General features: G+C 60.8%; 12 protein-coding genes. 5 read left to right on the forward strand and 7 right to left on the reverse strand.

All coding sequences use genetic code 11. From position 1 onward, the window contains the following. The first annotated feature begins 36 nt into the window (after positions 1-36). Positions 37-2,460, forward strand: a complete 2,424-nt coding sequence (locus tag PMI28_RS21310; RefSeq protein WP_007984258.1) for a TonB-dependent siderophore receptor — start codon at positions 37-39, stop codon at positions 2,458-2,460. Positions 2,461-2,727: 267 nt separating this feature from the next. Here PMI28_RS21310 and PMI28_RS21305 read toward each other — a convergent pair whose 3' ends face one another. Further along, the gene (locus PMI28_RS21305) at positions 2,728-3,879 is read right to left on the reverse strand and encodes an MFS transporter (protein ID WP_007984260.1); all 1,152 of its coding nucleotides are present in this window, start codon (positions 3,877-3,879) and stop codon (positions 2,728-2,730) included. 165 nt (positions 3,880-4,044) lie between these two features. Between PMI28_RS21305 and PMI28_RS21300 the strand changes: the two genes are divergently transcribed. Continuing rightward, the gene (locus PMI28_RS21300) at positions 4,045-5,037 is read left to right on the forward strand and encodes a diaminopimelate epimerase (RefSeq protein WP_007984262.1); all 993 of its coding nucleotides are present in this window, start codon (positions 4,045-4,047) and stop codon (positions 5,035-5,037) included. A gap of 126 nt (positions 5,038-5,163) precedes the next feature. Here PMI28_RS21300 and codA read toward each other — a convergent pair whose 3' ends face one another. The 4 genes from codA to mfd all read right to left on the reverse strand — a co-directional run bounded on the left by codA (position 5,164) and on the right by mfd (position 13,296). Next, complete coding sequence (gene codA, locus PMI28_RS21295) at positions 5,164-6,408, reverse strand: cytosine deaminase (RefSeq protein WP_007984265.1); 1,245 nt, start codon at positions 6,406-6,408, stop codon at positions 5,164-5,166. 144 nt (positions 6,409-6,552) lie between these two features. Beyond that, complete coding sequence (locus PMI28_RS21290; protein ID WP_007984267.1) at positions 6,553-9,246, reverse strand: DEAD/DEAH box helicase; 2,694 nt, start codon at positions 9,244-9,246, stop codon at positions 6,553-6,555. Positions 9,247-9,257: 11 nt separating this feature from the next. Then, positions 9,258-9,836, reverse strand: coding sequence for a CsiV family protein (locus tag PMI28_RS21285; RefSeq protein WP_007984270.1), 579 nt, complete (start codon positions 9,834-9,836; stop codon positions 9,258-9,260). A gap of 10 nt (positions 9,837-9,846) precedes the next feature. After that, positions 9,847-13,296, reverse strand: a complete 3,450-nt coding sequence (gene mfd / locus PMI28_RS21280; RefSeq protein WP_007984272.1) for a transcription-repair coupling factor — start codon at positions 13,294-13,296, stop codon at positions 9,847-9,849. Between the two features lie 363 nt (positions 13,297-13,659). Between mfd and PMI28_RS21275 the strand changes: the two genes are divergently transcribed. The 3 genes from PMI28_RS21275 to sthA all read left to right on the forward strand — a co-directional run bounded on the left by PMI28_RS21275 (position 13,660) and on the right by sthA (position 17,925). Next, on the forward strand, positions 13,660-15,123 hold the full coding sequence (locus PMI28_RS21275; protein ID WP_007984273.1) for a glyceraldehyde-3-phosphate dehydrogenase: 1,464 nt from the start codon (positions 13,660-13,662) through the stop codon (positions 15,121-15,123). Positions 15,124-15,306: 183 nt separating this feature from the next. Continuing rightward, positions 15,307-16,323: an FAD:protein FMN transferase gene (locus PMI28_RS21270; protein WP_007984275.1), complete on the forward strand. Its 1,017-nt coding sequence runs from the start codon at positions 15,307-15,309 to the stop codon at positions 16,321-16,323. A gap of 207 nt (positions 16,324-16,530) precedes the next feature. Beyond that, positions 16,531-17,925, forward strand: a complete 1,395-nt coding sequence (gene sthA, locus PMI28_RS21265) for a Si-specific NAD(P)(+) transhydrogenase (RefSeq protein WP_007984277.1) — start codon at positions 16,531-16,533, stop codon at positions 17,923-17,925. 42 nt (positions 17,926-17,967) lie between these two features. Here the strand turns inward: sthA and PMI28_RS21260 are convergent, their stop codons facing one another. Further along, positions 17,968-18,690 carry a glycerophosphodiester phosphodiesterase gene (locus PMI28_RS21260; protein ID WP_007984279.1) on the reverse strand — a complete coding sequence of 241 codons (723 nt, stop codon included), beginning with the start codon at positions 18,688-18,690 and terminating at the stop codon, positions 17,968-17,970. A 14-nt stretch (positions 18,691-18,704) separates the two neighbouring features. Then, on the reverse strand, positions 18,705-19,286 hold the full coding sequence (locus PMI28_RS21255; protein ID WP_007984281.1) for a PilZ domain-containing protein: 582 nt from the start codon (positions 19,284-19,286) through the stop codon (positions 18,705-18,707). Between the last annotated feature and the right edge of the window lie 45 nt (positions 19,287-19,331).

Genomic DNA, 19,331 nt, shown 5'->3' on the forward strand with positions numbered 1-19,331 from the left:
ACGCACACTCTTGCGATCCACAGGACTACGTTCGACGTGAAAAACTCCACCGCTAAAAACAACAAGCTCCCTTGGTTACCGCTGGTCCTCGCGCTGGCGGTCAACGCTGCGCTGCCCCAGGCCTTTGCTGCCGACGGCATCCACATCCCGGCGCAACCCTTGGGGCAGGCCTTGAGTCAGTTGGGCCAGCAAACCTCGCTTCAGGTGTTCTTCAGCCCTGAACTGGTCGCTGGCAAACAGGCTCCGGCGGTGGATGGCAACTTGTCTGCGGAAGACGCACTGCGCCAGTTGTTGCAAGGCAGTGGCCTGCAATACCAGATCGATGAAGGTTCGGTGACGTTGATGCCGGCGCCGACTTCGGCGGCAAACGGTCCATTGGAACTGGGCGTGACCGACATCAAGGTGGTCGGCGACTGGCTCGATGACGCCGATGCCGCCTTGGTGCAGAACCACCCCGGTGCACGAACCGTGGTCCGCCGCGAAGCCATGGTCGAGCAGGGTGCGATGAACGTCGGTGACGTGTTGAAGCGCGTTCCTGGCGTGCAAGTGCAAGATGCCAACGGCACCGGTGGCAGCGACATTTCCCTCAACGTCGGCGTGCGCGGCCTGACCTCGCGCCTGTCGCCACGCTCCACCGTACTGATCGACGGCATCCCGGCGGCGTTCGCGCCTTACGGTCAGCCGCAACTGTCCATGGCGCCGATTTCCTCCGGTAACCTCGACAGCATCGATGTGGTGCGCGGTGCCGGTTCCGTACGCTACGGACCACAGAACGTCGGCGGTGTGATCAACTTCGTGACCCGCGCGATCCCGGAAAAAGCCTCCGCGGAAATCGGCACCACCCTGGAAACTTCGCAGCGCGGTGGCTGGAAGCACATCGACACGGCGTTCATGGGCGGTACCGCCGATAATGGCATGGGCGTGGCGCTGTTGTACTCCGGCGTGAACGGCAACGGTTACCGTGAAAGCAACAACGGCAACGACATCGACGACGTGATCCTCAAGACTCATTGGGCGCCGACCGATGTCGACGATTTCAGCCTCAACTTCCACTACTACGATGCCAAGGCCGACATGCCCGGTGGCCTGACCCAGGCGCAATTCGACGCCGACCCGTTCCAGTCCGTGCGTGACCACGACAACTTCAGCGGCCGCCGCAAGGATGTGTCGTTCAAGTGGGTGCGGCAGATCGACGATCGCACCCAGGCCGAAGTGCTGACCTACTACACCGACAGTTTTCGTGGCAGCACCATCGCCTCTCGTGACCTGAGCACACTTAACTCCTATCCGCGCAGCTACTACACCTACGGTATCGAACCACGGGTGTCCCATGTGTTTGATGTGGGCCCGACCACCCAGGAAGTCAGCGTCGGTTACCGTTACCTGAAAGAAGCGATGCACGAAGAGGCCAGTCGCGTGGCGCTGGTCAACAACGAGCCAGTCGTGCGTCCGGGGGCGGACGGCCATGTCTATCAGGACCGCACCGGTGGAACCGAGGCCAATTCGGTCTACGTCGATAACAAGATCGACGTCGGCAACTGGACCGTCACCCCGGGTATTCGCTTTGAGCACATCAGCACCGATTGGCACGACCGCCCGGTGCTCGATAACGCCGGTAAACGGGTGCCGGAGAAAAAACGCAGCATCGAAAGCAACGAACCGCTGCCGGCCCTGAGCGTGATGTACCACATGTCCGAGGCCTGGAAACTGTTCGCCAACTACGAAACCTCGTTCGGCGCGCTGCAGTACTTCCAGCTGGGGCAGGGTGGCATTGGCAACAACACCGCCAACGGCCTGGAGCCGGAAAAGGCCAAGACCTACGAAATCGGTACGCGCTACAACGATGACGTGTGGGGCGGCGAAGTGACGCTGTTCTACATCGACTTCGACGATGAACTGCAATACATCAGCAACGATGTGGGCTGGACCAACCTCGGTGCGACCAAGCACCAGGGCATCGAAACGTCGGTGCACTACGACCTGGCTGCGCTGGACCCACGCCTTGACGGCCTGACCGCCAACGCTGGCTTTACCTACACCCGTGCCACCAGCGAAGGTGATATCCCCGGCTTCAAGGGCCGTGACTTGCCGTTCTACTCCCGTCAGGTGGCCACCGCCGGCCTGCGCTACGACATCAACCGCTGGACCTGGAATCTCGATGCGTTCGCCCAGTCCAAACAGCGCTCGCCAGGCACCGGGGTGAACGCCGACGGTAGCTTCAACGGTAACTACATCACCGAAGGCACCGCCGACGGCCAGTTCGGCGACATTCCGGGTTACGTGACCTGGAACGTGCGTGGCGGCTATGACTTCGGCCCACAGGTGTCGAACCTGAAACTGGGTGCGGGGGTGAAAAACATCTTCGACAAGCAGTACTTCACCCGTTCCAGCGACAACAACTCGGGCATGTACGTCGGCGCGCCGCGCACGTTCTTTGTGCAGGCCAGTGTCGGGTTCTGATCAACACCGAGCAACCTGTGGGAGCGGGCTTGCCCGCGAAGAGGCCATTACATTCGAGATGAATGTGGGCTGACACACCGCCTTCGCGAGCAAGCCCGCTCCCACAATGACCGCATCGTTCACAAATCATGTGTACGACGCCAACCCTGTGGGAGCGGGCTTGCTCGCGAAGAGGCCGTGCCAGTCGCTATCAATGTTGACTGTCAGACCGCTTTCGCGAGCAAGCCCGCTCCCACATTCGCTTCGCAGGCATTCCGGTGGGACTTTTCAGACCTTCAACACCTTCCCGCCAATCGCCACCGCCACCAGCAACAGCGCCATCAAGGCAAAGGCAAAACTCAAGCTGCTGCCATGGGCGATGAAGCCGATGACGGCAGGGCCTGCCAGGATGCCGGCATAACCCAGGGTGGTAATGGCCGGCACGGCGATGCTTTCGGGCATGACGGTCTGTTTGCCCACAGCGGTGTACAACACCGGCACAATGTTCGAGCAACCGGCACCCAGCAGCGCATACCCCAATAGCGCGGCTTCCCAACCCGGCGCGAACGTTGCCAGAAACAGTCCTGAAGCGGCCGTCAGCCCACCGAACACAATCACCCGTGTCGCGCCCAGCCGTCCTACGATTTTGTCGCCGGTCAAACGCCCGGCCGTCATGGTCAAGGCAAACGCCGCATAACCGAGCCCCGCATACGCCGTGTCGATGCCACGTTCCTGCGCCAGGAACACCGCGCTCCAGTCCAGTGCCGCGCCTTCGGCGAGAAACACGATGAAGCACATCCCGCCAATGAACAGGACAATGCCATGGGGCACCGCGAACGCCGGCCCCGAACGCTCACTGCCGTAGGGCAACAGATGCGGCACGGCCCTGGCCAGCGCGATCAGCAGCATCACGATCACCACCAGTGTGGCCCCCAGTGGAGAAATACCCAGGCCAAGCAACCCGCTGACGCCCGCCGCCCCGACAATCCCGCCCAGGCTGAACAGGCCATGGAAACCCGACATCATGTTTTTGCCGCTGGCGCGCTCGACGATCACCGCTTGCAGGTTGACTGTCGAATCCACCGTGCCGAGACCCGCGCCGAACATGAACAAGGCAGCGATCAAGGCCGGAATCGACGACACCGTCGCCAGCAGCGGCAGGGCGGCACAGATCAGCAACGTTCCGCCAGCCGTCACCCGCCGGCAGCCGAAGCGCGTGGCCAGGATCCCGGCCAACGGCATCGCCAGGATCGAGCCTGTCCCCAGACACAACAGCAACAGGCCCAGGGTGCCTTCACTCAGTCCGGCCCGGGCCTTGGCATAAGGCACCAGCGGTGCCCACGCGGCGATACCGAACCCGGCGATGAAAAAGGCGATGCGCGTGGACATTTGCTCCAGGCGGCCGGGAACGAAGGTGGTTTGGTTGTTGAGGCTGGTCATATCAATCCCTGGCAAAAAACGTCACGTCCTCAACGGACAGTGATCGACCGGCGAGGGTTCGATCAGTGCCCGGAAAGTTTGCGGAGCAATCAGCGCGACATCGTTACACAGCGCCGGTGTTTTTCGCGATATGTTGAGCCATTCCAATGACACGCGGAGGGCGCCATGGCGCAGAGGTACGATGCACGGGGCAATATTTATATCGTGGTAGCTCCCGAAGAACTGCGCCGCCAGGGCATTGACCTGCCCAAACAGGCCAGCCAGGCAGCGCAAACACTCGAAGCCTGGGCGCTGGCCGCCATCGAGGCTTGCTGTAGCTGGGCTCCCGGCACGCAACCGTCCGGCAGCAAGGAGCATCGCAGCGACGGTTTGCTGGTCGGCCCCTTTCAATCATCGCCCCCTTTTGATCTGTTGATCGTCAACACCGACGGCACCCTGGCCGAGCGCAGCGGCAACGGTCTGACGATTTTTTCCCAGGCGTTGAGCGACCAAGGGCTTTTACTCCGCGACGAAGCCTGTCTGCTCAGGGTTCACCACGACAAATCCGACACGCCCTCACCGGGACAGACTTCGGTGAGAACCGCACAAGTCGAGGGCGCAAAGGGTTTCTGGCTTGATCTGGGCCAGCCTGGGTTCGGGCCTTCGGCGGTCAGTGCCGTGGGGGTTGAAACAGCGCTGTTGAATGGCCGCGAACTCAGCCACCTTGAGCAATTGTCGGCACTCAATGGCGCATGGTCGCGCAGCCAGTTCGCGCGGGTCGGTAATCCGCATTGCGTGACGCTGGTCGAAAACGCCGACGACTTGCCGAGCAATGAGCAGATGCGAGAAGCGCAATTGGGTGAAGGGCTGATGCGCATCGCCTACGCGATGCCAACCGGGGCAGGGCGGCCCTGCGTGGCAGGGGTCAATCTGCAATGGGCAATGCGCTTGTCTGACGGGCATATCGCTGCACGGGTGTTCGAGCGGGGCGAGGGACCGACGGAGTCGTCGGGGACCAGTGCCAGTGCGGTGGCATGCGCGGCGTGGCGGGTGGGTTGGGTGACGGCTGGTGAAGTGAAGGTGACGATGCCGGGTGGCACGGCGCCGATCTTGCTGGAAGAGGAGCAGGGGGAGTTGAGTCGGGTCAGCCTGTTTGGTACGGCTCGGTTGATCGATTGACTTCAAAATAGCCTTCGCGAGCAAGCCCGCTCCCACAGGGTTTTGTGAACGACACAAATCCCTGTGGGAGCGGGCTTGCTCGCGAAGAGGCCAGATCAGTCAACACCAAACTCAGCTCAGCTCAGCTCAGCTCAGCTCACTGAACTCCACCACCGGCATCGTGCGCTTCATCAACACCTTGCCATTGCGCACCGAGTACAGCGGCAATCCCTGGCTGCGGATCACCTCGTAATCACTCTCCGCCGACAGAATCAGCAGATTCGCCGGCCGTCCACGCTCCAGGCCGTAGCGATCGCCGAGGTTCATGGCTCTGGCGCTATTGTCCGTCACCAGATCCAGCGCACTTTGCAGGTTGCGATAGCCGAGCATGTGGCAGATATGCAGCCCGGCTTCGAGCACCCGCAAAATGTTGCCATTGCCCAGCGGATACCATGGGTCGACGATCGAATCCTGGCCGAAGCACACGTTCATGCCTGCTTCCAGCAACTCGTTGACCCGGGTTACGCCCCGGCGTTTCGGGAAATTATCGAAGCGCCCTTGCAGGTGGATGCTTTCAGTGGGGCAGGAGACAAAGCTGATCCCCGAATGCCCGAGCAAGCGAAACAGTTTGGCGCAGTAGGCGTTGTCGTAGGAGCCCATGGCCGTGGTGTGGCTGGCCGTCACCCGCGAACCCATGTCGCGGCTGCGAGCCTCTTCGGCCAGTACTTCGAGAAAGCGTGAATGCGGGTCGTCGGTTTCGTCGCAATGCACGTCCACCAGGCAACCGCTGCGTTCAGCCAGGTCCATCAGGAACTTCACCGAACTGACGCCCTGATCGCGGGTGTATTCGAAATGCGGAATGCCACCCACCACGTCCGCGCCCATGCGGATGGCTTCCTCCATTAATTGGCGACCATTGCGGTAGGACTCGATGCCTTCCTGGGGGAACGCGACGATTTGCAGGTCGACCAGGTGTCGGCTTTCCTCGCGCACTTCGAGCATGGCTTTAAGCGCGGTCAGATGCGGGTCGGTGACATCGACGTGGGTGCGCACATGCTGGATGCCGTGGGCGGCGAGGGTCTGAATGGTTTTTTTCGCCCGGTTCTTGGTGTCTTCCAGGGTGATGGTCGCCTTGCGCTCGCCCCAGCACTCGATGCCTTCGAACAGCGTGCCGCTCATGTTCCAGCGCGGTTCACCGGCGGTCAGGGTCGCATCGAGGTGGATGTGCGGCTCGACAAAGGGCGGCACCACCAGATTGCCACCGGCATCCAGATCGTCAGGGCCCAGCGTCGGGGCTTCGATCTGGCGGGTGACGCTGCTGATCAGGCCGTTTTCCAGGTACAACTCATGCAGGCCTTCCTGGTTGCGCAGACGGGCATTGATGATATGCATCAGGCAGATCCTTTTAGCGAGTCGAGTAGTCAATACCTTTACGTTAGCTCGGGGGTGGCAACCCCTGCCAGTGACATTGATCAGCACAATCCAAATGTGGGAGCGGGTTTGCCCGCGAAGAGGCTGGTTCAGGTACCGCCAATCTCAGCGTTTTTCGAGGTTTTCCGGAAGTGGCGCAAACAACGCCTCGATATCATCGCTCTGCAGTTTCCAGTCCCCGGCCTTGCGCCCATCCAGCACGCCGGCCGCGAGGTCGGACTTTTCCTTTTGCAGGTGCTGAATCTTTTCTTCCACCGTACCGCGCGCAATCAATTTGTAAACGAACACCGGCTTCTCTTGGCCGATGCGATACGCCCGGTCGGTCGCCTGGTTTTCTGTCGCCGGGTTCCACCAGGGGTCGTAATGAATCACGGTGTCCGCTTCGGTCAGGTTCAGGCCAACGCCACCGGCTTTCAGGCTGATCAGAAAAATCTGACGTTTGCCGCTTTGGAATTCCTTCACGGGTGTGCGGCGGTCACGGGTCTGGCCGGTCAGCAGGGCGTAGGCCACGCCGCGTTTGTTCAGCTCGTCTTCGATCAGCGACAGCATTGAAGTGAACTGCGAGAACAGCAGGATCCGCCGACCCTCCTCGAACAGTTCTTCGAGCATTTCCATCAGGCTGTCGAGCTTGCCTGACGTGCTGCCACGGCTTGGCAGGGTCGCCTCATTGACCAGGCGCAAATCGCAGCACACCTGACGCAGCTTGAGCAGTGCTTCCAGAATGATGATCTGGCTGCGGGCCACGCCTTTGCGGGTGATCTCGTCGCGGACTTTCTTGTCCATGGCCAGGCGCATGGTTTCGTACACATCGCGTTGGGCCTCGTTGAGTTCGACCCAGTGGATAATCTCGGTTTTCGGCGGCAACTCGGTGGCCACCTGTTCCTTGGTGCGGCGCAGCAGGAAAGGTTTGATCCGGCCGTTGAGGTGCTGAAGCCTGACCTCGCTGGTGCGTTTTTCAATCGGCACGCGGTAATCGCGGTTGAAGCTTTTGACGTCGCCAAGCCAGCCAGGCAAGAGGAAGTGAAACAGCGACCACAGTTCACCGAGATGGTTTTCCAGCGGTGTCCCGCTCAGGCACAGGCGCTGCCGGGCATTCAGCTCGCGGGCAGCCTGGGCGGCCTTGCTGCCGGGGTTCTTTATGTATTGCGCTTCATCCAGCACCAGGACGTGCAATGGCTGCGCGGCCAGGCGTTCGACATCCTTGGGCAGCAGCGCATAGGTGGTCAGGATCAGATCGTAATCAGCCAGCTTGTCGAAGTGTTTTTTGCGGCTGGCACCGCAGAGCGCCAGTACTTTGAGCTGCGGCGTAAAGTGTGCCGCTTCGTCGAGCCAATTGGGGATCAGGCTGGTCGGCATCACGACCATGCACGGCCGATCGAGGCGGCCGGCGTTTTTCTCGCTCAGAACGTGCGCCAGTGTCTGTAGGGTTTTGCCCAGGCCCATGTCGTCCGCGAGAATTCCGCCCACGTCCAGTTGCCGCAGCGATTGCATCCAGCTCAAGCCCTCAAGCTGATACGGGCGCAGCGTCGCATTCAAACCTTCCGGGGCGGTGGCCGTGTGGTCCTTGATGTCGCGCAAGCGCTGGGCAAAGGTGCGGATCTGTTCTCCACCCTCCCAGAGCAGTGGCATGTCTTCCAGCGGGTTCAGGCGCGTGGCATCGGCCTTGCTCAGACGCAGCGTGGTTTCGCCGGGCTCCTGCAGGTAGAACTCGCCGAGAGTTGCCAGTACCGGCTTCAAGCGGCCAAAGGGCAGGGCGACTTGCAGCGGGCCGTACTCGGAGTTCGGACGATTGGGGATGTTGACCAGGATCAACTCGTCGTCGCGTCGTCGGGCCAGGCGTTCCGGGTTGAGGATTTCGGTGTGGGAGCGCATCAGGTTGAGCAGGATCGGCAACAGGCTCAGGCGTTCGCCGTTGACGATGATCCCCAGTTCCAGATCGAACCAGTCGCGCTCCGGTGCCTGGTCGACAGTGGCGTACCAGTCGTCTACCGCGGTCAGGTCGAAACCGAAGTCCTCGTCGATCTGCAATTCCCAGCCTTGGGTGCGCAACTTCGGCAGTTCATTGAGAGTAAAGGTCAGCCAGGCGCTGTCATTGACCATCTCGAACAGCTCGCCGGCACTTTCCGGCAACGCCTTGCTTTGCCGGGTGGCGACTTTGAAGCCGAGGATTCGCAACTGTTCCCGGTAGGACTGTTCAACTTCCGGGTGGCGTTTTATCCGCAGCGTCTGGCTTTCCTGGCGAATCAGGATGTCGGAATTCTTCTGTCCGGAAACATATTCGTCCAGATAGCTGAAGGACAGCGCCGCGCGATGCTGAATGTAACGCTGCATTCGGCCGTTGCGCGGTTCGAAGGCGCTGAACTCGATGCTGGCCAGCCACAGGCGCGGTACCGGTTGCACATTGTCCACCAGCACTTGTGGCGGTGCTTTCGGGCTGCGGTTTTCCAGGACTGCCTGGAGTTTTTCCAGGAGTTCGGCGTCTTTGGCGGCAGCGGGGTAGTCGAGGGTTTCCTGCACTTGCAGGAGCACCGCTGCACAATGTTTGCAGTTGTTGTGGACCGGGCAGGAGCATGTGGCGTCGACCATCAGCAGGGTGCCCTTGGCTGACTCGCGCAGGCGAATGGTCTGGCGGTAAACGTTACCGCCAGAGCCCTCGCAAGCGGCGATGATCGTGGCGTCGCCGGCCTCGACGATGCGAACACGATTCTCCAGCGCGTAGCGGCGGCCACGTTCCAGGCTCTGTTCCTTGAATCGGCTGACCCAGGACGGCGCCAGGGGTTTGCTCAGGGTCGCAGACATAAGGAGGTCAATCAGTCCGGAATTTCTTCGGGGACTGGCCGAGGTGCAGGGGCGGTCAGTGAAGTGATCTTGATCAACAGGCCGAGGTGGCCGTTGTCGAGGAAGTTCAATTGGCCGTTCTTGGTGTGGCTTTCCTGTTTCAGGCGCTCGCTGGCTGTCACCATGCCATTGCCGTCGATCTGGTTAACCCAGAAATCGGCGTCGACGTCGGTGAATCGTCCGAGTTTCATGCTCAGCGTGCCCTCGATCGGGAACTGACCATATTGTTCCTTGCCGTCGCTGATCGCCACTTTGCTGGCGTTTTCGCCGAGAGTCTGTTGCCAGGCCTTGTGCAGCAATACCGTGTAGTCGGCGCTGCTGGTGAGTTTTTCCACCTCGCCATTCAGGCTTGGCGTGCGCAGGCTGTCGGGGCTGACGGGTTGGGCGCCAGCGGCCCAGTCTTCCGGTGCAGCGCGGCTGACAATCGCCGGTACGGCGTTTTGCCGGACCAGAATCATTTCGACCTGATACAGGTCATCGGCAAATGCCGTGGGTGCGACCAGCGCTGGCATCAGCAGGGTCAGCAAGGTCAGTGAGCGAAACAGGCGCATGCGGCGTCCTTCAAGCAGTTTTCGGAACGAGGCGCTCGAACAGCGCCTCTACAGTATTAAAGCGCTCTTCCGGGCGCTCCATTGGAACCATGAACTTGAACATCGTGGCGCCTTCGAATTTGTAGCGTTTTGGCTGGCTCTGGATCAGCTTGATCAGGGTCAACGGGTCGACCGGCGTTTGTGCGGCGAACTCGACGCGGCCGCCTTGCGGGCCGCCATCGACTTTCTTGATGCCCAGTTGCTCGGCCTGCAATTTCAATGCAGTGATGCGGATCAGGTTCTTGGTCGGTTCCGGCAACAGGCCGAAACGATCGATCATCTCCACCTGCAAATCCTTGAGGCCGTCCTCATCGGTGGCCGAGGCAATGCGCTTGTAGAGAATCAGGCGGGCGTGGACGTCCGGCAGATAGTCCTCGGGAATCAACGCCGGTACGCGCAAGTTGACTTCCGGACCGCCGCCGAGCGGTTGGTCGAGGTTCGGCTGCTCGCCCTTGCGGATCGACTTCACTGCGCGCTCGAGCATTTCCATGTACAGCGTAAATCCGACAGCCTGGATCTGCCCGCTCTGGCCGTCACCGAGCAGTTCGCCGGCACCACGGATTTCCAGGTCGTTGGTCGCAAGCACGAAGCCCGCGCCGAGGTCCTGGGTGTTGGCAATCGCTTCCAGGCGCTTTTCGGCGTCCGGGGTGATTTGCTGGCGCGGTGGCGTCAGCAGATAGGCGTAGGCCTGGTGGTGGCTGCGTCCGACCCGGCCGCGCAACTGGTGCAGCTGTGCCAGGCCGAACTTGTCGGCACGCTCGATGATGATGGTGTTGGCGCTCGGTACGTCGATGCCGGTCTCGATGATGGTCGAGGCGATCAGCACGTTGAAGCGCTTGTGGTAGAAGTCGCTCATCACCTGTTCGAGTTCGCGTTCGCGCATCTGCCCGTGACCGATGCCGATCCGTGCTTCCGGTACCAGCTCGGCGAGGTCGGCGGCGCATTTCTCGATGGTCTTCACGTCGTTGTGCAGGTAATAGACCTGGCCGCCACGCAGCAACTCACGCAGCAAGGCCTCTTTGACCGTGCTCTTGTTCTGCTCCATGACGAAGGTGCGTACCGACAGGCGACGGGCCGGCGGCGTGGCGATGATCGACAGGTCGCGCATGCCCGACACCGCCATGTTCAGCGTGCGCGGAATCGGTGTGGCGGTCAGGGTCAGGATGTCGACTTCGCTGCGCAGGGCCTTGAGCTGTTCTTTCTGACGGACACCGAAGCGGTGTTCTTCGTCGATGATGACCAGTCCGAGGTTTTTGATCTTCACGTCGTCCTGCAGCAACTTGTGAGTGCCGATGACGATGTCGATCTTGCCTTCGGCCAGATCGGCGACCGCCGCATTCACTTCCTTGGCCGACTTGAAGCGGCTCATCACTTCCACGGTCACCGGCCAGTCGGCGAAGCGGTCGCGGAAGCTGTTGTAATGCTGCTGGGCGAGCAGGGTGGTCGGCACCAGAATCGCCACTTGGCGACCGCCGTGGACTGCAATGAACGCGGCGCGCATCGCCACTTCGGTCTTGCCGAAGCCGACGTCGCCGCACACCAGACGGTCCATTGGCTTGGGCGCGAGCATGTCTTCGCGCACCGCTTCGATGGTGGTTTGCTGGTCGGGGGTTTCTTCGAACGGGAAACCGGCGCTGAAGGTGGCGTAGTCGGCTTTCGGATCGGCGAAAGCGTAGCCTTCACGGGCGGCGCGGCGTGCATAGATGTCGAGCAGCTCGGCGGCCACGTCGCGTACCTGTTCGGCGGCTTTGCGCTTGGCCTTTTGCCAGGTTTCGGAGCCGAGGCGGTGCAGCGGGGCCAGGGCATCGTCGCTGCCGGTGTAGCGGGCGATCAGGTGCAGGTTGGCCACCGGCACATAAAGCTTGGCGCCTTCGGCGTATTCCAGGGCGAGGAATTCAGCGGTCTGGTTGTCGATTTCCAGGGTTGCCAGGCCCAGGTAGCGCCCGACGCCGTGGTCGATGTGCACCACGGGCGCGCCTTCACGCAGTTCGGTGAGGTTCTTGATGACGGCATCGTTGTTGGCATCGGCGCGCTTTTCGCGGCGACGACGCTGCATCACGCGCTGGCCGAATAACGGACTTTCTGCGACGAGGGCAAGAGCCGGGTCGTCGAGCAGCAAGCCTTCGTCGAGCGGGGCGATGGTGATCGCCAGGCGCTCCTTGCCGGCGACAAAGTCCGGCCAGCTGTCGACGGTTTTCGGTCGCAGCTTCAGGCGTTCCAGCAACTCCAGCAGCACTTCGCGCCGGCCCGCGGATTCGGCGGTGAACAGCACGCGACCGGGAAATTCGTCGAGGAAGCTCGACAGCGCCGCCAACGGCTGGGTGGCCTTGGCTTCGATGGCAAGGTTCGGCAGTTCCCGGGAAGGGAAGCGCTCGCGACCGGCGCCGGTTTCCACGTCCTGTTGACTGGCAACCACCCGCGGCCAGTTTTTCAGGCGGGCGAAGCAGTCTTCCACCGGCAAGAACAATTCGGCCGGTGGTAATAAAGGACGGGATGGATCGACGCGGCGTTCTTCATAACGATTGCGCACGTCGTTCCAGAAGTTTTCCGCCGCTTGCTCGATGCCCGGCAGGGAAAACACTTGCGTGTCCTGGGGCAAATAATCGAACAGCGTCGATGTTTCTTCGAAGAACAGCGGCAGGTAGTACTCGATGCCGGCCGGAGTAATCCCGCTGCTCAAGTCCTGGAAGATCGGGCAACGGCGGAAGTCGACGTCAAAACGCTCACGGAAGCGTGCCTTGAAACGGGTGACCGCTTCTTTCTGTAGCGGAAATTCCCTGGCCGGCAACAGCTTGACCGAGTCGACCTTGTCGATGGAGCGCTGGTTCTCCGGGTCGAAGGTGCGCAGGGTTTCGATTTCGTCATCGAACAGGTCGATGCGATACGGCAACTTGCTGCCCATCGGGAACAGATCGATCAGCGAACCGCGAACGGTGAATTCGCCGTGCTCATACACCGTATCGACATAACGATAACCCGTGGCTTCGAGCCGGGTACGCATTTGCTCGACGTCGAGTTTCTGGCCGATATCCAGCACCAGGCTGCTGCCGAGCAGGAATTTGGTCGGTGCGAGGCGATGCAGGGCGGTCGTGATCGGCACCACCAGCACGCCATGGCTCAGTTCCGGCAACCGATACAGGCTGGCAATGCGCTGGGAAATAATGTCCTGGTGCGGCGAGAACAGGTCGTAGGGCAGGGTTTCCCAGTCGGGAAAGTGCAATACGGGCAAATCCGGGGCGAAGAAACCCAGCTCCTGTTCCAGCCGTTCGGCACTTTGGCTGTCGGCGGTCAGTAGCAGGGTAAAGCGCTTGGCAGCGCTGGCGGCCTCGGCGATGGCCAGGCTCAGGGCGGCACCGGGCAGGTTGCCCCAGTGCTGTTTACCTGCCGCGGCAGGGAGAAGCGGTAGACGCAGAACGGGCACGGAAGGTTGAGCTCCAAGCGTTGCGACAAAGTCGGTAATTGTAGCGGTCTACGATGCCGCCTGTCAGTTGCTGACTGCGTCTAATGCGCCGGTGTGGCGAAATGTAGTGGTAAAGACAAAATTCGGCGGTTTTTTACCGGGAATCACTGAATATGTAGTGGCAAATACAACGAGTGTTACGGAGGGTTACGGACAAGGAGGCATGACCTCCAAAAAATTGACTGTGCTGAAAGCCCCGGTTTTACTGGGCTGGCGCGAGGCGTAATTTTTTTGAACGACGATTTGTTACGTAATGCACGACGGGCGCGCATTGCTACGGCTGTCACTCGGCGGCATAATGTAGCCCCTTTTTTCTGCCCCTACATGTGGAAGGTTCCCGTGACTCAGAAGCCCGACCAGTGTCTTGGTGAATGGATCGACCGTGAAGCACTCGCAGAAGCGATGATTCCGCTTATCGGTCAGCTCTACCGCAATAACAACGTGGTGAGCTCGATCTATGGCCGCAGCCTGATCAATCGTTCAGTCATTGCGATTCTCAAAGCTCACCGCTTTGCTCGTCACCGTCAGTCCGACGAAAGCGAGCTGTCCGTCCACGAAACATTCCCGCTGATCAAAGCGATGAGCGAGCTCAAGCTCGGTGCCGCTTCGGTGGACCTGGGCAAGCTGGCGGCCAAATTCAAGGCCGAAGGCAATGGCCGTACTGCCGAGCAGTTCGTCCGTGAAGAACTGGCTGACGTGGTTGGCCAGCAAAATGCTTCCGCCCGCAAAGGCACTGATGTTGTCCTCTACGGCTTCGGTCGTATCGGCCGTCTGCTGGCGCGCATCCTGATCGAGAAAACCGGTGGTGGCGACGGCCTGCGTCTGCGCGCCATCGTTGTCCGCAAGGGCGCCGAGAACGATCTGGTCAAGCGTGCCAGCCTGCTGCGCCGCGACTCGGTTCATGGTCCGTTCGATGGCACCATCACCATTGATGAAGCCAACAACACCATCACCGCCAACGGCAACCTGATCCAGGTTATCTACGCCAAGAGCCCGGCCGAAGTCGACTACACCCAGTACGGCATCGAAAACGCTCTGATCGTCGACAACACTGGTGTATGGCGTGACGCCGACGGTCTGGGCCAGCACCTGGCCTGCCCGGGCGCTGCCCGCGTGATCCTCACCGCACCTGGCAAGGGCGCGCTGAAGAACATCGTGCACGGCATCAACCATGGCGACATCAGCCCTGACGACAAGATCATCTCGGCGGCTTCCTGCACCACCAACGCCATCGTGCCGGTGCTCAAGGCAGTCAACGACAAGTACGGCATCGTCAACGGCCACGTCGAAACCGTTCACTCGTTCACCAACGACCAGAACCTGATCGACAACTTCCACAAGGGCAGCCGTCGTGGCCGCGCCGCGCCGCTGAACATGGTGATCACCGAGACCGGTGCTGCCACCGCAGCCGCCAAGGCGCTGCCAGTGCTCAAGGGCAAGCTGACCGGTAACGCGATTCGTGTTCCGACGCCGAACGTGTCGATGGCCATCCTGAACCTGAACCTGGAAAAGGCTACCACTCGCGAAGAGATCAACGAGTATCTGCGCCAGATGGCCATGCACTCGGATCTGCACAAGCAGATCGACTACGTGAGCTCCCAGGAAGTGGTTTCCACCGACTTCGTTGGCTCGCGCCACGCAGGCGTAGTGGACGCAGAAGCGACCATCACCCAGGATAACCGCGTTGTGCTGTACGTTTGGTACGACAACGAGTTCGGTTACAGCTGCCAGGTGGTTCGCGTGATGGAAGACATGGCCGGTGTAAACCCGCCAGCATTCCCGCGCTAAGCCTTAGCTGCACATGAAAACGCCCCGACTTTGATCGGGGCGTTTTTGTTTGTGCTGCTTTTGTCTGTTAAGAGATGTGTTGTTCGACTGGCCTCTTCGCGGGCAAGCCCGCTCCCACAGTTCTATCGCATAATGGCTGGCCTTGGCGGCGTGTCAGGGGATGTTTTTGGGGGAGCTCGGGAATTGTTGATCAGGTGGCAGGGAGCGGTGTTTTTGCTGCTCGGCGCACTATCAGGTTGCGGCAACAGCGACACCCTGGAAAGCTTTGGCGGCCCGACCATGGGCAGCACTTATTCGATCAAGTATGTGCGCCATGCCGGCCTTCCGGCGCCGGACGAAGTCCGCGTCCAGGTTGAGCAGATCCTCGCTGACGTCGACCGGCAAATGTCGACCTACCGTAGCGACTCGGACATCGAGCGCTTCAATGCATTGCCGGCCAACCGCTGTCAGGCAATGCCGGCGTCGATCCTCGAGCTGGTCCGCGTAGGCGAGCAACTGTCAGTGCAAAGTGAAGGTTCCTACGATTTGACGGTGGAGCCGTTGTTGAACCTCTGGGGATTTGGTCCGCAGGCCCGTGAGGAAAAAGTCCCGACCGCCGAAGCGCTCGCCGAAGTCCGCAAGCGCGTTGGCCACCAGCACTTGCGCATCGATGGCGAGCGGTTGTGCAAGGATGCCGCCGTCGAGGTCGACTTCAACAGCATCGCCGCCGGCTATGCTGTGGACACGATTGCCGCAAGACTCGAGGCGATGGGCATTCGCAATTTTCTCGCCGAGGCGACGGGCGAGCTCAAGGCGTCCGGCAAGAAGGCCGACGGTTCGCCTTGGCGCATCGCATTGGAAGAGCCGCGGGATGATCGACAGGTGGCCGAGCGCGTTATTGATGTCGACGGCTATGGCCTGTCCACCTCCGGCGACTACCGGAATTATTTCGAGCAGGGCGGACAGCGTTTTTCCCACACCTTCGATGCGCGCACCGGTGCGCCGGTCTCACATGCCTTGGCGTCCGTCACGGTGATTCATCCTTCAGCGTTGATGGCCGATGGCTTATCGACGCTGTTGCTGATTCTCGGGCCGGAACGCGGTTGGGACTACGCAGAAAAACACGATATCGGTGCATTTTTTGTGATTCGCGCCGATACAGGTTTCGTCACACGCAGCAGTCACGCTTTTGAACGCCTCAGTGGCAAAAAAACCGAGTGATTGCGGCAATTTGAGCATTGAAAACTGGCGTTGTAGCGCAGGCAAAAGTAGCCTACGACGCGACCAAGGGTTAATGTGCGCGGCGTTGACGCTTCTATAGACTGTGTCCGGGTTCTGCACTGGCCCCAAATTGTTCCTTCACGCCACACTTGGGCGTGATTTAGCCGCAGGTGCCGAGGGTGCCGCGGCCTGTTCTGAGGAGTACGCATGGCTGTCTACAACTACGACGTGGTGGTGTTGGGTTCCGGCCCGGCGGGGGAAGGCGCGGCAATGAACGCCGCCAAGGCAGGCCGCAAGGTGGCGATGGTCGATAGCCGTCGCCAGGTCGGCGGCAACTGCACTCACTTGGGCACCATCCCGTCCAAGGCACTGCGTCACTCGGTGCGGCAGATCATGCAGTTCAACACCAACCCGATGTTCCGGGCCATTGGTGAGCCGCGCTGGTTCTCGTTCCCGGACGTGTTGAAAAGCGCCGAAAAAGTCATCTCCAAACAAGTTGCTTCGCGTACCGGCTACTACGCCCGTAACCGCGTCGACGTGTTCTTCGGCACCGGCAGCTTCGCCGACGAGCAAACCATCGAAGTAGTCTGCGCCAACGGCGTGGTCGAAAAACTGGTAGCCAAGCACATCATCATTGCCACCGGATCGCGTCCTTATCGCCCGGCGGACATCGATTTCCACCACCCGCGTATCTACGATAGCGACACCATCCTCAGCCTCGGCCACACCCCGCGCAAACTCATCGTTTATGGCGCCGGCGTGATCGGTTGCGAATACGCCTCGATCTTCAGTGGTCTGGGTGTATTGGTTGAACTGGTGGACAACCGTGGCCAGTTGCTGAGCTTCCTCGACTCGGAAATTTCCCAGGCGTTGAGCTATCACTTCAGCAACAACAACATCACGGTTCGCCACAACGAAGACTACGACCGCGTCGAAGGCGTGGACAACGGCGTGATCCTGCACCTCAAGTCCGGCAAGAAGATCAAGGCCGACGCCTTGCTCTGGTGCAACGGCCGTACCGGCAACACCGATCAGCTGGGTCTGGAAAATATCGGCGTGAAGGTCAACAGCCGTGGCCAGATCGAAGTCGACGAGGCGTACCGCACTTGCGTGCCGAACATCTATGGCGCCGGTGACGTGATCGGCTGGCCGAGCCTGGCCAGTGCCGCCCACGACCAGGGCCGTTCGGCCGCTGGCAGCATCGTGGATAACGGTAGTTGGCGTTTCGTGAATGACGTGCCGACCGGCATCTACACCATTCCGGAGATCAGCTCGATCGGCAAGAACGAGCAGGAACTGACCCAGGCCAAGGTGCCGTACGAGGTGGGCAAGGCGTTCTTCAAGAGCATGGCGCGGGCACAGATCGCCGGTGAGCCGCAAGGCATGCTGAAGATCCTGTTCCACCGTGAAACCCTGGAAGTGCTGGGCGTTCACTGCTTCGGCTATCAGGCGTCGGAAATCGTGCACATCGGTCAGGCGATCATGAACCAGCCGGGCGAACTGAACACGCTGAAGTACTTCGTCAACACCACGTTCAACTACCCGACCATGGCCGAAGCCTATCGGGTAGCGGCGTACGACGGCCTCAACCGGCTTTTTTGAGCGGCTCCGGCCGGTGGCCTGAGCCGGCCGGGGAGACCGATTTCAGCAATTCTCGAGCGTGGCGGTGGCCAAACCGGGAAAGTCTGTAATCAGGCTGTCAACGCCGAAGTCGGCGAGCCTGCGCATCAGCGCAGGCTCGTTGACGGTCCACACCGACACATGCAGCCCCTGACGCTGTGCCCTTTGCAGGCGTTCCGGCGTGCACAGGGTCCAGTTCAACGCCAGAATCTCACAGCCATAGCTGGCCGCGACCTTCAACGGGTCAAGCCAGGCATACTCGGCCACCAGTCCACGGGACACATCCGGCACTAGCTCCAGCGCGGCCTTGAGCACTTCACGCGAGCTCGAGGTGATCGTCACCTTGTCCATCAGCCCATGACGCTGGACCATTTCGCGAATCGCCAGCACGGTGGTCGCGGCACGCATCCGTGATGCGCTTTTGACTTCCAGTTGCCAGTGATCGAAGTCGCACTTCTCGAACAGTTCTTCCAGCGTCGGAATCGGGCATGGCTTGATCCAGCCCGGGCCGCCCTTGCGTGCGTCGTAAGTCACAAGCTCGGCCGCCGTGTGTTCGACGACTTTGCCGCGACGGTCGGTGGTGCGCTTGAGGGTCGGGTCGTGGATGACCATCAACTCGCCGTCCATGGACAGGTGCAGGTCCAGTTCGCAGCGACGCACGCCGTGCTTGAGACATTCCTGAAAGCTGGTCAGGGTGTTTTCCGGTGCTTCGCCCTTGGCGCCGCGATGGCCGTAGATGAGGGTCACGGTTCTTCCTTAAATTAATTGCCTGATTCGAGTTGTTCGCGGGCCTGGCGTCGTTCCTGGGCCTGCTTTTGCAAGATGTGGCGGGCCAACAGTTGGCGCTGGGCGTCGGTCAGGTGTTCGAACTCGGTGCCGACGTCATACCTGTCGCCCTTGCGGTCGCAATGAGTGACACGAGCGCGCAACAGCAGGCCCAGGGCTTGCGGCATCAACACCAGCTTGACCGACAGGCGTGTGCCGGTGGTAATGGGCGATGGGTGCTGAAAGTCGATACCGCCTTCGGAGATGATCACCGGCTGCGGTGCGCCGATCTGCCCGAGCACTGTCAGGGCGACGACCTGACTCAGCAAATCGATGCGTTTGTTCTGGGATTTGAGGAATGCGGCGGTCGTGCGGTCGCGTTCGCTGATCTGGCGCAACAGATGTTGCGACTCGAATTCGCTCAGGTGCAGTTCGCTGAGCAGGTTGAAGAGTGGGGACGCATCCTGCAACACTTCCTGGCCTGCGGCTTCGGGAGCGGACAGGGGCCGAATTTCCAGTGCGATCGTGTCCTCGATACGGTAGTATTCGCGGCGATCTTCTTCATCTAATGTCGACATGGCGAACCCATGGTAGCGGCGGTGGTCTGAGTGTAAAGCTGGTTA

Origin of the sequence: Pseudomonas sp. GM48 (genome assembly GCF_000282335.1) — a bacterium.
In the GTDB taxonomy this organism is placed as follows: domain Bacteria; phylum Pseudomonadota; class Gammaproteobacteria; order Pseudomonadales; family Pseudomonadaceae; genus Aquipseudomonas.

Coding starts and splice junctions, on each gene's coding strand:
- PMI28_RS21305 (WP_007984260.1), bottom strand. CDS start 3,879: ATGACCAGCCTCAACAACCAAACCACCTTCGTTCCCGGCCGCCTGGAG.
- PMI28_RS21300 (WP_007984262.1), top strand. CDS start 4,045: ATGGCGCAGAGGTACGATGCACGGGGCAATATTTATATCGTGGTAGCT.
- codA (WP_007984265.1), bottom strand. CDS start 6,408: ATGCATATCATCAATGCCCGTCTGCGCAACCAGGAAGGCCTGCATGAG.
- PMI28_RS21290 (WP_007984267.1), bottom strand. CDS start 9,246: ATGTCTGCGACCCTGAGCAAACCCCTGGCGCCGTCCTGGGTCAGCCGA.
- PMI28_RS21285 (WP_007984270.1), bottom strand. CDS start 9,836: ATGCGCCTGTTTCGCTCACTGACCTTGCTGACCCTGCTGATGCCAGCG.
- PMI28_RS21275 (WP_007984273.1), top strand. CDS start 13,660: ATGTGGAAGGTTCCCGTGACTCAGAAGCCCGACCAGTGTCTTGGTGAA.
- sthA (WP_007984277.1), top strand. CDS start 16,531: ATGGCTGTCTACAACTACGACGTGGTGGTGTTGGGTTCCGGCCCGGCG.
- PMI28_RS21255 (WP_007984281.1), bottom strand. CDS start 19,286: ATGTCGACATTAGATGAAGAAGATCGCCGCGAATACTACCGTATCGAG.